This is a genomic window from Synechococcus sp. CS-603 (assembly GCF_977929215.1).
Genome location: NZ_OZ376778.1, coordinates 464,534 through 479,252 on the forward strand (window position 1 = coordinate 464,534; position 14,719 = coordinate 479,252).

Below are 14,719 nucleotides of genomic sequence, written 5' to 3' on the forward strand. Positions count from 1 at the left end.
GCATGGACCAAATCATGGATCCGCTTTCCCCCGTTGGGCTGGGCGGAGAATTCAGAGGAGATGGCCCATCAGCATCATCATTTGAGGGTTTTGATCGAACTGATCCACTCGCGCAACTGCTCAGAGGCCACCTCCTTGCCGCCCAGGCCGAAGGCCACGGCCACGGCCACAGCGATCGAGCCAAAAAGCAAACCGAAAGCAATCGAGACGATCATCGGCGCCACGCCGATCTGCTGCAGGGCCATGGCGCCGGCGAAGGCGATGATCGCCAGCCGGGTGATGGTGGAGAGCATGGGGGCCAGAGGACCCGACGAAGCGACGACCACCTGACTGGCCAGATTGGCCAGGTAAAGCCCGATCGCGAACACCACCAGCCCGGCCATGATCTGGCTGAACACCAGCAGCATCACTCTGAACACATCGGTGAGGGCCGGCAGGGCCAGCACATTCGAGGCGGCGATGCAGGAGAACAACAGGATGGCCAGAAAAGCCACCACACCCACCAGCTCCGAAGGTGAACGCATGCTGTCGTTGGCCTCGGCATTGGCAGCCTTGCCGTACTCCGGCAGGCCGATCCACTGGAACAGACGGTTGAAGCCGACGCCGGCCAGCACGCGATCCACCAAGCCAGCCACGAAGCGGCCCACCAAGATGCCCACGGCCACGATCAGCAGAGCCGTGAAGATCTGGGGCAGGCTCACCAGCACCTGGGCCAGCATGGCGGTGGCCGGGCCTGAAAGCGCCGGGATCTCCAGGGCATCGAGGGCAGCGGTGGCCGTGGGGATCAGCACCACCACATAGACCAGCGTTCCGGCGATCCAGGAGAGCCGTTGGTTGCCCTTGTCAGGGTTGAGGCCGAAATCGGCGCCGGCTTTGTCGAGGCCGCTGGCGGCCACCAAATTGGACACCACCCCCCGCATGGTCTTGGCGATCAGCCAGCCGATCACCGCAATCGCCAGCGCTTTGACCAGCTGCGGCAGGGCACCGATCAGATCTTCGAACAGGCCCACCACCGGCGTGATCTGGGCGCCGAGGTTGAGGGCGCCAAGCACCAGCGGCACGAAAAACAGAATGATCAGCCAGAAGACCAAGTTGGCAACGGTCTCGCCGATCAGCATCCCGGCCGGTGCGTCGTCCTCCTTGCTGTCGAAGAGTTTTTCGTCCAGTCCCAGGTTGGCTGTGGAAGAGCGGACGATCGAGCGCGCCAGCGTGGCCAGCACAAAAGCCACCGTGGCCAGGATCGCGGCCGAGAGCAACTTCGGCAGGTAGGCGAAAATCTGGTTCACCAGCTCGCTCACCGGCTCCGACACCGAGCGCAGATCAAGGGTGTCAAGCGCCGCCAGCAGGGCCAGCACGATCACGATCCAGAACACCGCGGTGGAGAGCCAGCGACTCAAGCGCAGGGGCTTGATGCCTTCACCACGGCCCGAGAGGGTGCGGGAGAGCCGCTCATCGACAGCCAACCTCCGCAGCACGGTGCGGCAGATCTTGGCGGCCACACCGGCCACCAGCCAGCCCAGAAGCAAAATCGCCAACGCCCCCAGCAGATTCAGCACCACTGGCAGCGCCTCAGCACCAAGGGCTGTCAGGTCAACACTGACGGGTGGAGACGCAGGCGTGGCAACAGCACTGAGCGGAAACGGTGGATGCATGGATGGCAATCAAGGTCAAAAGAAAATGGCGATGGCGACAGGCGCTGCTACGGCCAAGGCCACAGCCATCCGTTACAAGCTCGGCACGGAACTAGCCATTGTCAACAAATTGAAGGAATCGGAAGGGAACCGCGAGCTGAGCAAAACTGGTGGGCCAGCCGGCAAATCTGCCAGCCTCCAGTGAAGCTTGCCGCTGCTGGATGAACGACCTGGACACCTGGGATCAGCTGCTTCGCCTGCATGTGGATCAAGCCGGCAGGGTGGATTACGCCGGCTGGCTCAGCCACCATCCCCACACCCTGAGCCACTGGCTGGCTGCACAGACAGCCGAAACCGATGGACGCCAGGAGCATCTGGCCCACTGGATCAACCTTTACAACGCCTTCACCATCCAGGCCGTGCTCAAGGCCTACCCGATCGCCTCGATCCGCCCGACGCTGCTGGGCCTGCCGAACTGGATCGGCTTTCTGGCCTTCTTTCAACGCAAGCGACACAGGCTTGCGAAGCAATGGATCAGTCTGGCCTGGATTGAGAACCGGATGTTGCGTCAGCAGGGCGATCCACGCATTCACTTCGCCATCGTCTGCGCGTCATTGGGCTGCCCGTTGCTGCGCAACGAGGCCTACCGGCCCGAGCTGGTGGAGCAACAACTGGACGACGACCTGAAGCGCTTTGTCAACAATCCAAGCAAGGTGCGTTATGATCCAGAACAGAACATTCTATTTTGCAGCAAGATTTTTCAGTGGTACAAAGCCGATTTTCTTGACGAACATACTTCGCTATCGCATTACATCTTGCCCCATCTGACAACAAGCTCCAAGCCCATCAACAAACAAAATGCTGAATTAAATTCTCAGCCAAGCACGGAGACAAAGACTGAGCCAAGTATAGAGACCACAAACAAGCCAAGGAGTCACCAAAACAATGAGCCACACCTGTCCTTTCTCCCCTATGACTGGAGCCTGAATCAGCGAATGTCTTCATAGAAGCGCTTCATCCGGCCTGGTGGCATGCCAAGGCCCCAGAGAATACCAATGGAGAGATACATCACAACGGCTTTACAGGTTCCCCACTGCCGAACCCGCCGGTCTGAACTGAACACCACCCGGCGGATCAGTTTGATCCTCCCCCTTTTCAGCAACTTGAAGCAAAGATCCCCATCTTCCAGAAGTGGAAGCGATTCATTGAAGCCCCCAACACTCCAGAATGTGTCACGCCGGGTGATCATCACCTGATCACCGAACAGAAGCCGGAACCCCCTAAGGAACAGATGGGGGCGAAACAGAAGCGGCGCCCCATGGGTTTTCAGCAGGTTCAGAGTGGAAATCAACCAGCGGGTCTTGCCATCAGACCGCATCAACGACACGAAGCCAGCGCAGGCGATTGAATCATCCGCCAAGGCACCCCTGGCCACGCTCACCAGATCGGTGGGGATGCGGGTGTCGGCATGGAGAAAACAGAGGAGGGTGCCGCTGGCACGGCGGGCACCTTCGTTCATCTGAATGGCCCTGCCGGCCGTTGAGGTCTGTACAACTGTGATCCCCGCTCCATGGGCGATGGTTGTGGTGGTGTCCGTGCTGCCTCCATCCACCACCACCACGTCCCAGGCTGGCGGGTTGAGGGCCTGCACCGTGCGCAGGGTGCCGAGAAGCCAAGCCTCCTCATTCAGGGTTGGAATGATGATCGAGAGACGCTCCATCGCCACTGCCTAGGAGCTGGTTGCCAGGCCAAAACAACAACGGAGTGGACCGAGTCGCCGGATGATGCCCTCGTACACAGCAAAACTCAACAGCAGGGAAAGAATACAGATGATCAGAAACTTGGCTGTGATGCCAAGCTCAAGCGGCACCACAAACCAGGCCACCACCACCAGCAGCGGCTGATGAACCAGGTAGAGCGGCAGCGCGGCCCCACGTCCATAGCGAAGGATGGGATGGGGGGCTATCAGGAAGCGGCGCGCCAACGCCAACGCAGCCAACACGGCGATCCAGCTGTTAAAACCACGGAAAGCCTGGACAAGAATGAATGCCATCGAATAGCCAGACGGCGGCATCGATGGACTGAGCCCTAACCACACAACGCTCGCCATGCAGGGAACAGCAAGGCTGAGGATCGTCCATCTCTGCTTGTCCAGCACAAGCAAGATGCCTGGCTGGCAACAGAATAAATAGCCGTAAAAGAAATAAAGAAGATAAAGCGTCAGATTGGCCCAGTCGTCATAAACGTTCTGGAAGCCCGGCCAACCCGGACGCAACAGGGCTTCTGACAGCATCAGCGGCAGAGCCAAGAGCAGGAGCGAAGACCATGACACTGGCCAGGACATCAAGAGTGAAAGACGGCCATGGCTGCGATCATGCTGCAGCCATAACAGCACCGGAAGGCAGAGGAGCGAGATCACCAACAGATAAGCCAGAAACCAGAGATGGGCCCACTCAAAATGACCGACTGGCCGAATTCCATCAAAAAAGTGGGGATAAAACTGCAGGTAGTTCTGGTTCGATCCCGTGTCCTGCAGCTCGTGCAGATAAACCTGTGGAGGCACCAGCAACAGAATGCCAACCAGCAGGGGAACAAGCAACCGCCGCAGGCGTTCCCGCAGGTAGCGCGCAGGGCTGCGCAGCTGCAGGGAGTGCCAGCAGGCAGAGCCAGCCAGAAAGAACAACAACGGCATGTGCCATTGATACAGGAACTGAACCAGGCCAGCCAAGGCTGCACTCTTTTGGGGGTTGACCACATAGAAGACACCGAGTTCTCCGGTGTAGAATACGGCCGCTGCATGGAACGGGATCAACAACAACACGGCGATCAGCCTGGCCCAGTCAAGAGCCTGTGATCGCTCAGGTGTGTGGCTTGCCTGGCTGCTGATCATGAGTGCGTGATCATGGGCATGGCCCTAGAAGCCTGGAAGAACAATTCAAGAAGAAAAGTTATCACTTGAGCAAGGGAACACTATCGCCATAAAGATGATCTCGACAGCGATCTTTCTGTTACGAAGACGCTCAAAGTCAATGAACCAACACGTGAGCTGATGAGTCGGCTGGCTTCCCAAACAACTGCAAGTGCCTGCTCAATCTTCTCTTTCATTCCCGCCTGACTGAGCCTAGCAAGCCAAACAGCATGACTTGCCCATTCGCCATGAATGCTAGGTGCTCATTGCCATGAATCCTTTCTTTCAGCCAGATTTCGATCCAACTGATTTTTTTCAGCTTACTGCCATGGGGCGTGCCGATGACCCTCGTGGTCTACAACAGAGAAGATCATCGAGGAGATCGAAATACTCATAGTGCAGATTTTTATGGATGTTTCTATCTATCACAGGTTGCCAGCTTCTTGCTTTGGCTAGCATTTTGATGCAGCACAGGTCATCCACTAGTTGCCATGACTGGCGATTGAGTGCAATCCTGAAAATGTCCATTTCCGAACCTAAAGACGAAATAGCACTACTAGGGTCTGGTTGATTCAGATCGAGAGATTGTTGATCATGCGTTTGGATTATGGCTCGCTGGCCGGGGCTTTCGTGGGAGCCATCGTGGCCGCTTGGGGATCTGCGACGCAGGCGGAACAGCTGATGGATCAGTGCTTCGAAAACCTTGCAGTTCGTAGTGGGCAGGCCCATCAACGATCCTCAGTCGAGGCAGCCATCGATCTGACATCCTGTGAACTGACTCTTGGCGAAACGCAACAAGCCATTCGATTGCCCCAGCACGCTCAAGCCGAGCCTGCAAAAGCTTCCGATGAAATGCCCGCAAGCCCAGGGGGCACGGAGGATCTCGCCAAACAATCTCAGAATCCGATTGCCAATCTCATCAGCCTGCCCATCGAATTCAATACCATCTCGGGAGTAGGCCTTTCAGAGGCCCGATCACTGAACATTGTCTCCTTCAAGCCGGTCATTCCAGCGAAGCTGGGCAGCAGTGGTTGGAGCCTGATTACGCGCACGATCATTCCATTCGTGAATGCTCCCACCTCTGACACGGGCCGGCAAGCCATCACCGGTATCGGAGACATCAACCCCCAATTCTTCTTCGTTCCCGAAAGCAAAAATGGCCTCACCTGGGGGGTCGGTCCCGTGCTGACACTGCCCACAGCCAGCAACGAGCAGTTGGGGTCAGGGAAATGGAGTGGGGGGCCCGGGGCGGTCGTGGTCGTCACGACCGACAACCTGGTCTTCGGAGCCGTCGCCAACAACCAGTGGTCCTTTGCCGGCTCCAGCCGTCGTGACGAGGTCAACAGCTTGCTTATACAGCCCTTCTTGAATGTCAACCTTGATGGAGGTTGGTACCTGGTGTCGTCGCCGGTGATCACCGCCAACTGGCAAAACTCCGATCAGCAGGGACAATGGACCGTGCCCATCGGCGGCGGATTCGGTCGGGTGTTCCCGATTGGTACCCAACAGGTGAACGCCACCCTGCAGGCCTACTGGAATGCGGCCAAACCCGAGGGCGAGGGGACCTGGTCTGCCCGTGCCCAGATCACCTTTCTATTCCCACGCTGAAGCCGGGCGAGAGCGGTGTGGAGTCAGGCCGTTGTTCGAGCCGGCAGCAGCTTCAGAAACAACGTGGAGAGCAGAATGCTGACCAAGGTGTAAGTGAGAACAGCAGGGATCAGTCCTTTGATGGCGGATCCGTAGACCACCGCCAGCTGGGCAGCCAGGCCCAGATTCCTGGTGCAGGTCACCAGCGCCACGGTTCGTTGCTTGTCAGCATCCCTCTCGGCCAGGCCGTAGCCGATGGCCAGGCTGATCGCCACCATCAAGGCCATCGCCACCAGGGCCGCCAGATTCCCGGCCAGAAAGGGGAACAGGCTGCTGCTGGTGATCACCAGCAGCAGCACGACCACAAGCAACAACAAGGCCGTGGCCACTTGATTGATCACGCCACTCCAGCGCTCACCCCAGGCAGGCTTCCAGGCCTTCAGCAACAGGCCGGCCGCCAGCGGAAACAACTGCACCCTCGTGACCTGCAGCGCCACCTCAGCCGGTGTGATGTCCCAGCCATCCACCGGATTGACCCGGGTGAACAGCTCCACCATCAACGGGACCGAAACGATCGCCAGGATCGCCGCCGAAACCTGGATGCAGGCCGCCAGCTCGGGTGAACTGCCCGGGGAGCTCACGCGTCTCAGCGCCAATGGGGCACTGGGGCAGATCACCATCAAGGCGATGGCAAACCTGGCCGGGGAGGAGAGATCGGCCGTCAGAGGCAGCTCCAGAAGCAGGAGACCTGCCAGGGGCACCAACAGGCAGGTGCCCACCAAAATCCGTGCCATCACCCCGGGGTGCTGGCGCAGGACAGCAAAGGAGGAGGGTTTGAGCCCAAGGCCAAGGGCAAACATCACCGTGAAGATGGCGACACTGACCAACAGAGCAACGATGGGCGGCATTGGAGTCAGCGGAAGTTCAAGAGCAGAGCAGCGCAGCCATGGACCCTGATGCGAGCCTCAGGATCCAGACGCTCCCATGATCAGCAGCGACAACGCCACAATGCCGATCAGGGTGAGCGCAATGGCTGTGAAAATCGTGATGGAGGTCTGATCGATGTAGACAAAATCATCACGCTTCAGCTGCCTCAAGGTGCGCAGGTGCTGGCGGGTTGCCGCCGACATCGAAACGATGCCGATCAGCACGAATCCAATCGCCACCAGCCTCACACTCAGGCCAGCCTGGGAACTGCCCTCAAAGCGACTGGCGTTGATGGCGCCGACGATCTTGTCGAGACCGAAGCCGAAGCTGATCAGCGAGAGGCTGGTGCGGATCCAGGCCATCATCGTGCGCTCGGCCGCCGCCCGGCTGCGCTCTTTGGCCAGTTCGTTGTTGAGGTTGCCCATCAATCTGAGTGTTCACGAAGGCTGTCGGAAGGAATGTCGCCGGCTGCGGAGTGGGCCTGTCTGCGTTTCTGCCCATCCTCCAACTTCTGCTCGGTTTCCACCTCCCGGGCCAGAAAAACATTGAGGAAGGTGCGAATCACCGCCACCACCCCTAACTGGATCAGGTTCTGATTCGAGGGTGAGGTGGTCGTGGCCACGATGTCGGCGGCCAGCTGAAACTCCAGCGCCATCGACAACCAGCTGCCGAAGGTCAGGCGGATGGCATTGAAGGGCCGCGGCTGGCGATAGCCTCGCTGGCGCAAGCGCAGGGCCTGGCTGACGGTGACGACCAGGCCGATCGCCACGCACACCACCGACAGGCCTTCAAGCAGCAGGCGCAGGCCACCGGCCAAGCCGTCGATCCACTCGGCGAACAGGCCTGCTTCCATCGGTCAGCTCCGCACGATGCAGCGGAAGCCCATGTGGCAGGTGGAGGTGTCGATCCCCTGGGCCATGCGCGCCGCCGGCCGGTAGCGGCGGCAGTAGCTGGGGGCGCAGAGAAAGGAGCCACCCTTCACCACCTTGCGGGGCAGGCCCAGGTGCTGGGAGGTGGAATCGATGCTGGCCTCACGGCTGCCACCGCGGGGATTGGGGATCGTGCAGCAGCCCGGCTTGGCCTCATTCCGGTGGCGTTGCCGCTCGGGGTCGGCGGCGTGGTCTTGGTACCAGTCGTCGGTCCATTCCCAGACATTGCCGATGCAGTCGAGCAGGCCATAGCCGTTGGCGGGGAACACCCCCACCGGAGAGGTGCGCTCGTAGCCGTCCTGGCGGGTGTTCTGGTGGGGGAATTCACCCTGCCAGGTGTTGGCCAGCATGCGGCCGCCGGGGTGGAGCTCCGTGCCCCAAGCGAACTCGGCCCGCTCCAGCCCCCCACGGGCAGCCCGCTCCCACTCCGCCTCGCTGGGGAGCTGCTTCCCACTCCAGGCGGCGTAGGCCTGGGCATCTTCGAAGGCCACATGCACCACGGGATGGTGCTCGCGACCCTTGATCGAGCTGCCGGGGCCTTCAGGATGGCGCCAATGAGCTCCGGGGCGATAGACCCACCAGCGGTAGGGATCGCCCTGGCTCACAGACCCCGGCGGGGGGACGAACACGATGGAGGCAGGGGCCAGCAGGGCTGCGTCGGCGCCGGGATAGTCAGCGGGATCAGCGGGCCGCTCGGCCAGGGTGCGGTGGCCCGTGGCCTTCACGAACTTCTGGAACTGGGCGTTGGTGACCGGCGAGCAGTCGATCCAGAACCCTTCCACGCTCACCCGGTGGGCCGGGGCTTCCTCGGGGTAGTGATCGTCAGATCCCATTGAGAAGCTGCCGCCCGGAATCCACACCATCCCCCTGGCCGGGGGGCGGCCTGGGCGGCTGGCCCCCGGCAGGGAGGCGGGGGTAGGAGCGGCGGTCGGGGCCAAAAGGACGGGGTGAAAGGGTGATCAGGCGGGGCTGGACTCAGGAACTACCGAGGGTGGAGGTCATCTTCTCGATGGCATCCCCCACCGTGAAGCTGGCCGCCTTCTGGCGAGGCGGAAACTCCTTGAGGCTTTCCAGTGCCTTGGCCACCCGCGCCTGGGCAGGAATCAACAGGAAGACGTGGTCCAGCATCCAATCCCAGTAGGTGTTGGAGGTGATGTCGGCCCGCTCGTAGGGATCGGTGAGCAGGTTAAAGATCTTGGGGATGCGCAGAACGGTGAACGGTTCAGCCCAGATCTGCAGCGTTCCGGTGCAGCGCTGCTCCATGAACACGAACTTCCAGTTGTCATAACGCAGGGCGGTGAGATCGCCATCATCAGAGAAGTAGAAGTAATCCACCCGGGGGCTGGTGTCGGTCTTGCCGGTCCAGTAGTCGAGCATGTTGTAGCCATCGAGATGCACCTTGAAGGTCTTGCTGCCCACCGTGTGACCCTCCAGGCACTTCTGCTTGATGTCCGGTTCCCCGGCGGCGGCCAACAGCGTGGGCAGCCAGTCGAGATGGCTGACGATGCCGGTGAGCAGGCTGCCGGGCTCGATGTGCCCCGGCCAGCGCACCATCGCGGGTACCCGGTAGGCCCCTTCCCAGTTGGAGTTCTTCTCGTTGCGGAAGGGGGTCATGCCGGCATCGGGCCAGCTGTTCATGTGCGGCCCGTTGTCGGTGCTGTACATCACGATCGTGTCGTCGGTGATGCCCAGCTCATCCACCAGATCCAGCATCTCACCGATGCAGTTGTCGTGATAGATCATCACGTCGTGGTATTCCGATTGCCAACGCCCTGACTGGCCAACGTCCTGGGGACGGGCATGGGTGCGGAAGTGCATGTGGGTGGTGTTGAACCACACGAAGAACGGTTCGCCAGAGGCCACCGCCTCCTTGATGAAGCGCTTGGCCTCCTTCATGAACTCCTCGTCGGCCGTCTCCATTCGCTTCTTGGTGAGCGGGCCGGTATTTTCGATGCGCTGGGTGCCGTCGCCGTTGGCCCAGCAATGCAACACACCCCGGGGACCGAAATTCTTTTTAAAGTTCGGATAATCGGCTTCGGGGGGATAGTCCCGCAGCTCCGGTTCCTCCTCGGCATTGAGGTGATACAGGTTGCCGAAGAACTCATCGAAGCCGTGCATCGTCGGCAGATGCTCGTCGCGGTCGCCGAAGTGGTTCTTGCCGAACTGGCCGGTGCGGTAACCCAGGGGCTGAAGCAGTTCGGCGATGGTGGGATCCTCCGCCTGGTAGCCGGCCTCGGCGCCGGGCAGACCCACCTTGCTGAGGCCGGTGCGGATCACGCTCTGGCCGGAGATAAAAGCAGCCCGACCGGCGGTGCAGCTCTGCTCGGCGTAGTAGTGGATGAACTTGGCGCCTTCCTTGGCCACCCGATCGATGTTTGGGGTCTGGTACCCCATCAGGCCATCGCTGTAGCAGCTGAGGTTGCTCTGGCCGATGTCATCGCCCCAGAGAATCAGAACGTTGGGTTGACCGTTGGGCATGGGTGGCACAAAGAGGCGCAGGAAAGGGCGGGCGATGCCACGCCGAACCATTTTGTTGGCCGTGGCAGGCTTGTTCCACTCAAAAAGTGCAAGCGGCAATGCGGGATTGCCAGACCTTCAGCAGCGTTGAAGAACTGGCGGACCTGCTCCAGGCGACCGGGCTGGATCTCCAGCTCTGCCAGCTCTCCGGCGGGCGCCTGCAAGGGCGGATGGCCCTGAAGGAGCTGGGGGGGCTGAGGCTGCTGCGACTTCAGGTCAACCGCCGGCTTCTCTTTGCTGGTTCCAAGCCGGCCCATCGCCAGTTGGTGGCCCTCGATCTGGCCATGGGCCCGCGGCAGGCCCCGCTGCGGGCCCATGGGGTGGCGATGCTCCCGGACACACTCTTTGGCCTCGACGCCCGCTCGGAGGTGCACCTCTCCACACCGGAGCTGCTCGATCTGGGTGTGGTGATGCTTGAGCGCAGCGTCCTGCAGCAGAGCAGCAACGAATTCGGCGGCCCCGACCTCACGGCGCCCCGCCTGAGCGCCAACTGGCTGGAGGTGGGTCCCGAACGCCATAGAAGCCTGCGCCAGTTATTGCTGACGCTGTTGTCCGCCCCCACCGCGCCCGCCGGCGCGATCCAGGGCGACCTGGTGCCGCTGCTGCTCGAAGCGATGGTGCATGGCTCCGGCTGCAGGGCCGACCTCTGCCCGCCTCCGGCTCGGATCGATCTGGTCAAACAGGTGCAGCAATGGGTGGAGGACCATCCCGGCGAACCAATCAGCCTGGAGACGCTCTGCCGCCAGGCTCACGTCGGCCGCCGCAGCCTGCTCCAGGGCTTCCGGGAACACCTCGGCATGGGCCCGATGGCCTACATCAAGTTGAAGCGCCTGCATGGCATCCGCCGCGAACTGCTCCGGGCCCAGCCTGAATCGGTAACGGTGGCAGGGCTCGCCGCCCGCTGGGGATTTCTCAACCCGGGGCACTTCGCCCGGGATTACCAGCGGTTGTTTGGCGTTCTCCCCAGCCAGACCCTGAACGGCCGCGGCTAGCTAAGGGCAGGGCTGGGCGGTCGCCGTGCTATCCGGATCCGGGAACACCCGCGCCCAGTCGTTGCGCATGCTCACCACGGTCCAGCCGCGCTCCTGGGCCTGATCGAGCGCCAGGTCGAGCTTGCCGACCGGGGAGCGGCGGTCGTAGGCCACCTCCCGCTCGGCGTCGTCATGGCGGATGAGCATCCCCAGGCGGCTGCCGGGCAGGGAGGTCGTCCACTCCAGCATCTGCCGATCGCCATCGGAGTTGCCGAAGGCCGCAATCGGCGGCCGGCCGATCAGCCGCTCGATCGACAAGGGCTTGATCGCCTCATCATTGAGCACCTCCAGTTCGGGCTGCCGCAGAATCATCGGCTTGCCATCACGGACGACGTAGGTGGTGCGGACGCTGGAGCCGATCACCTGCTCCGGTGGAATGCCGTAGAGCTCCTGGCTGATCGCCCGCAGGAACGCTCCACCACCGCCGGAAACGATGTAGGTGCGGAAGCCGTTGACGCGGAGCAGCTCGAGCAACTCCAGCATCGGCACGTAGGTGAGGGAGGTGTAGGGCCGCTGAAGGCCGGGATGGCAGGCGGTGTTGAACCACTCGCGGGCCAGGGCTTCGAAGGCCTGGGGGGTCATGCCCGCGTGGGTGATCCCCACGAGCTCCATCAGCCCCTTCGTCCCCATCGCCAGCGCCGCCTCGCCGTTGCCGGCGGCGGCAGCGGCAACCACGGGATTGGCGGCGAGTTCCGGCCGCTCCTGCAGCAGGCGGCGGGCACGGTCGATGGCAAAGGCCAGCTGGGCGTACATCGGCTGCTCCGACCAGAGCGTGCCGTCGTTGTCGAACACGGCGATTCGCTCGGCCGGAGGCACGTACCCCTCGCCCCCCTCCGTGGTGACGGTGCGAATGAAGCTGAGCAAACGTTGCCGGGCGGGCCCCTCGCGCCAGGAGGGCAGCAGCGGCTGCTCGATCACCGCCCCTGCCAGCGGCGCCGACTCCAGGGCGGCTCCCGTGGCGGCACGCACGGGCAAACCCTGGCCCAGCACTGACGAAGCCAGCAGGGCGGCAGCCAACAGGGGGAGCGATCCGTGGGCCATCAGGGTGGGCTGAGAGGGAACAACATCGCCATTCTGGGGAGCAGCGCCTCAAAGGCCCGGCCGCGATGGCCCAGCCGCCGCTTCTGATCCGGCTGCATCTCGGCGAAGGTCAGGCCCACGTCCGGAACCAGGAACAGTGGGTCGTAGCCGAAACCACCGGCGCCGCGGGGTTGCTCCAGGATCAGTCCCTCACAGATTCCCTCCACCTCCAGCAGCGTGCGGCCACTGGGGTCGGCCACCGCCAGCACGGCGGTGAAACGGGCCCGCCTGTCGCTGCAGCCGGCCAGCTCCCGCAGCAGCCGGGCGATCCGCTCGGCGTCGGTGCTGGCGTAACGGGCGGAGTGGAGGCCAGGGGCGCCGCCGAGGGCATCGACGCTCAGGCCGGAGTCGTCGGCGAGGGCCCACTGGCCGGTGAGCCGCGCCACCGCTTCGGCCTTGAGGCGGGCGTTGGCGGCGAAGCTGTCGCCGGTTTCCTCCACCTCCAGGCCCGGGGGCTGGGGGCGCACGTCGAGGTTCAGGCCCGAGCCCGCCGCGCCCAGCAGGGCCGTGAACTCGCGCAGCTTGCCGGGGTTGCCGCTGGCGATCACCAGCGGCATGGGCGTGGGTTGGATCCGTTCAGTCATCGCGCTACGACCCCGCTCCTACCGCCTCGGCGAACTGCTGCGCCCAGGCCAGCACCGCGGCCACCCGCTCCTGGCTTGGGGCCTCGCAATACAGCCGCAGCAGCGGTTCGGTGCCCGAGAAGCGCAGCATCAGCCAGTGGCTCGGGCCCAGCCGCAGCTTGAGGCCGTCGGTGTTGCTCGCCTCCAGCACGGGCACTCCAGCCACAACCTGCGGCGGCGCCTCAGCGAGCTGGCGCTCCAGCCGTTCGCGGCTGGCCATGTCCTTGAGGCGGAGGTCGAGCCGGTCGTAGGCGCTGCCGCCGCCATGGGCCGCCCGCAGCCGGTCGAGCCGCTCGCCCAGAGGCAGGCCGCCCTCCACCAGGGCCTCCACCAAGAGCAGGGCCACCAGCAGGGCATCGCGCTCGGGCAGGTGCACGCCCACGCCCACGCCCCCCGATTCCTCGCCGCCGATCAGCACCTCACCCTTGAGCATCTCAGCGGCGATGTATTTGAAGCCCACCGGCTTCTCCACCACCTCGCGGCCCAGCCCCCTGGCCACCAGCTCCATCAGGTCGGAGCCGCTCACCGTTTTGATCACCATCCCCGGCAGGCCGCGGGCCCGGGCGAGGTGGTCGATCAGCAGGGGCATGAGCAGCTGGGTGCTGCAGTAGCGGCCCTGTTCATCAATGGCGGCGATGCGGTCGCCGTCGCCATCGAAGACGATGCCCACTGCCGGGCGCCCCGCCGCGGTGGAGGCGCGCACCGCTTCGATCAGCTCGCCGAGATAGGCGGCTAGCGGCTCGGGGGGATGGCCGCCGAAGAGTGGGTCGCGCTGGGAGCGAATCTCACGGATCGCCTCACCGGCTCCGCCAGATCCATCCGCACCGCCGGCGAGCAGGGCGGGCAAGCCGCCGGCAGCGGAGCCATGCATCGGATCGACGATCACCTGCAGCCCCAGCTGCGTGAGGCCCTCCAGCAGGCGGCTGGTGTCGACCTGGCGGCGCAGGCCGCTGAGGTAGTTCGTCCAGCCATCGAAGCGGGGGGTGACGCCGGGCACCGGCACGGTGAGGCCACCGGCCTCCAAGCGGCGCTCGACCCGGGCGGTGAAATCGCCTTCCACCGAACCGCCGAAGTGACCCTTGATCTTCAGGCCCAGCCATTCGGGCGGGTTGTGGCTGGCGGTGATCACCAGGGCCCCGAGGGCGCCCCGCTCGACCACCGCCCAGCTGCAGGCGGGGGTGGGCACGGGCGTGTCGGTGAGCAGGGGCTCAAGGCCGGCCCCGCGCACGGCACTGCCGATGGCTTCGGCCAGCTCCGGGGCCAGGAAGCGGCGGTCATAGCCGATCACCACCTCCCGACTCGTGAGGCCTTCGGGCGCGGAATGCTCCAGCTCCCTGGCGGCAGCCGCCGCCACCGGCAGCAGGCGCTCGATGGTGATGTCGACGCCGAGGATGCCGCGCCAGCCATCGGTGCCGAACTGGATCGGTCCTGGCTCCAGGGGCAGGGGTGGGGAAACCATCAAACTGGCGGGCAATACATAGCTCGT

The 14,719-nt window shown here is 63.2% G+C and carries 15 protein-coding genes; 4 read left to right on the plus strand and 11 right to left on the minus strand.

The features are described 5' to 3' along the window. Nucleotides 1-77 precede the first annotated feature (77 nt). Nucleotides 78-1,652, minus strand: coding sequence for a mechanosensitive ion channel (locus ACXMDM_RS02500; protein WP_071800466.1), 1,575 nt, complete (start codon nucleotides 1,650-1,652; stop codon nucleotides 78-80). Between ACXMDM_RS02500 and ACXMDM_RS02505 the strand changes: the two genes are divergently transcribed. Both ACXMDM_RS02505 and ACXMDM_RS02510 read left to right on the plus strand, forming a co-directional pair. Continuing rightward, a complete protein-coding gene (locus tag ACXMDM_RS02505) occupies nucleotides 1,651-1,836 on the plus strand; it encodes a hypothetical protein (protein WP_071800467.1) in 186 nt (61 codons plus the stop codon). The genes ACXMDM_RS02500 and ACXMDM_RS02505 overlap by 2 nt on opposite strands. 76 nt (nucleotides 1,837-1,912) lie before the next feature. Next, nucleotides 1,913-2,638 (plus strand): DUF547 domain-containing protein, encoded by a 726-nt coding sequence (locus tag ACXMDM_RS02510; RefSeq protein WP_233831154.1) that lies wholly within the window; start codon nucleotides 1,913-1,915, stop codon nucleotides 2,636-2,638. Here ACXMDM_RS02510 and ACXMDM_RS02515 read toward each other — a convergent pair. Both ACXMDM_RS02515 and ACXMDM_RS02520 read right to left on the minus strand, forming a co-directional pair. Further along, nucleotides 2,620-3,351: a TIGR04283 family arsenosugar biosynthesis glycosyltransferase gene (locus ACXMDM_RS02515; RefSeq protein ID WP_071800469.1), complete on the minus strand. Its 732-nt coding sequence runs from the start codon at nucleotides 3,349-3,351 to the stop codon at nucleotides 2,620-2,622. The genes ACXMDM_RS02510 and ACXMDM_RS02515 overlap by 19 nt on opposite strands. 9 nt (nucleotides 3,352-3,360) lie before the next feature. Next, on the minus strand, nucleotides 3,361-4,521 hold the full coding sequence (locus ACXMDM_RS02520) for an acyltransferase family protein (protein WP_259723251.1): 1,161 nt from the start codon (nucleotides 4,519-4,521) through the stop codon (nucleotides 3,361-3,363). 585 nt (nucleotides 4,522-5,106) lie between these two features. Between ACXMDM_RS02520 and ACXMDM_RS02525 the strand changes: the two genes are divergently transcribed. After that, entirely contained in the window at nucleotides 5,107-6,147 is a 1,041-nt protein-coding gene (locus ACXMDM_RS02525) for a hypothetical protein (protein ID WP_071800471.1), read from the plus strand. Between the two features lie 23 nt (nucleotides 6,148-6,170). Here ACXMDM_RS02525 and ACXMDM_RS02530 read toward each other — a convergent pair whose 3' ends face one another. From ACXMDM_RS02530 to ACXMDM_RS02550, 5 genes are all read right to left on the minus strand, one after another. Further along, nucleotides 6,171-7,034, minus strand: coding sequence for a bile acid:sodium symporter family protein (locus ACXMDM_RS02530; RefSeq protein WP_071800472.1), 864 nt, complete (start codon nucleotides 7,032-7,034; stop codon nucleotides 6,171-6,173). Nucleotides 7,035-7,091: 57 nt separating this feature from the next. Further along, nucleotides 7,092-7,478: a YidH family protein gene (locus tag ACXMDM_RS02535; protein WP_071800473.1), complete on the minus strand. Its 387-nt coding sequence runs from the start codon at nucleotides 7,476-7,478 to the stop codon at nucleotides 7,092-7,094. Continuing rightward, the gene (locus ACXMDM_RS02540) at nucleotides 7,478-7,906 is read right to left on the minus strand and encodes a DUF1622 domain-containing protein (protein WP_071800474.1); all 429 of its coding nucleotides are present in this window, start codon (nucleotides 7,904-7,906) and stop codon (nucleotides 7,478-7,480) included. The genes ACXMDM_RS02535 and ACXMDM_RS02540 overlap by 1 nt, the downstream gene beginning before the upstream one ends. A 3-nt stretch (nucleotides 7,907-7,909) precedes the next feature. After that, a complete protein-coding gene (locus ACXMDM_RS02545; protein WP_083544422.1) occupies nucleotides 7,910-8,845 on the minus strand; it encodes a formylglycine-generating enzyme family protein in 936 nt (311 codons plus the stop codon). Between the two features lie 112 nt (nucleotides 8,846-8,957). After that, nucleotides 8,958-10,511 carry an arylsulfatase gene (locus ACXMDM_RS02550; RefSeq protein WP_313772372.1) on the minus strand — a complete coding sequence of 518 codons (1,554 nt, stop codon included), beginning with the start codon at nucleotides 10,509-10,511 and terminating at the stop codon, nucleotides 8,958-8,960. A 35-nt stretch (nucleotides 10,512-10,546) separates the two neighbouring features. Between ACXMDM_RS02550 and ACXMDM_RS02555 the strand changes: the two genes are divergently transcribed. Beyond that, on the plus strand, nucleotides 10,547-11,491 hold the full coding sequence (locus tag ACXMDM_RS02555; protein WP_233831157.1) for a helix-turn-helix domain-containing protein: 945 nt from the start codon (nucleotides 10,547-10,549) through the stop codon (nucleotides 11,489-11,491). Here the strand turns inward: ACXMDM_RS02555 and ACXMDM_RS02560 are convergent, their stop codons facing one another. From ACXMDM_RS02560 to ACXMDM_RS02570, 3 genes are read right to left on the minus strand one after another with little or no spacing between them, the layout of a single operon-like run. Then, nucleotides 11,492-12,571 carry an HAD family hydrolase gene (locus tag ACXMDM_RS02560; protein WP_083544423.1) on the minus strand — a complete coding sequence of 360 codons (1,080 nt, stop codon included), beginning with the start codon at nucleotides 12,569-12,571 and terminating at the stop codon, nucleotides 11,492-11,494. Continuing rightward, complete coding sequence (gene rdgB, locus ACXMDM_RS02565; protein WP_071800477.1) at nucleotides 12,571-13,194, minus strand: RdgB/HAM1 family non-canonical purine NTP pyrophosphatase; 624 nt, start codon at nucleotides 13,192-13,194, stop codon at nucleotides 12,571-12,573. Before rdgB ends, ACXMDM_RS02560 begins: the two co-directional genes overlap by 1 nt. Nucleotides 13,195-13,198: 4 nt before the next feature. Next, complete coding sequence (locus ACXMDM_RS02570) at nucleotides 13,199-14,692, minus strand: phosphohexomutase domain-containing protein (RefSeq protein ID WP_071802022.1); 1,494 nt, start codon at nucleotides 14,690-14,692, stop codon at nucleotides 13,199-13,201. Between the last annotated feature and the right edge of the window lie 27 nt (nucleotides 14,693-14,719).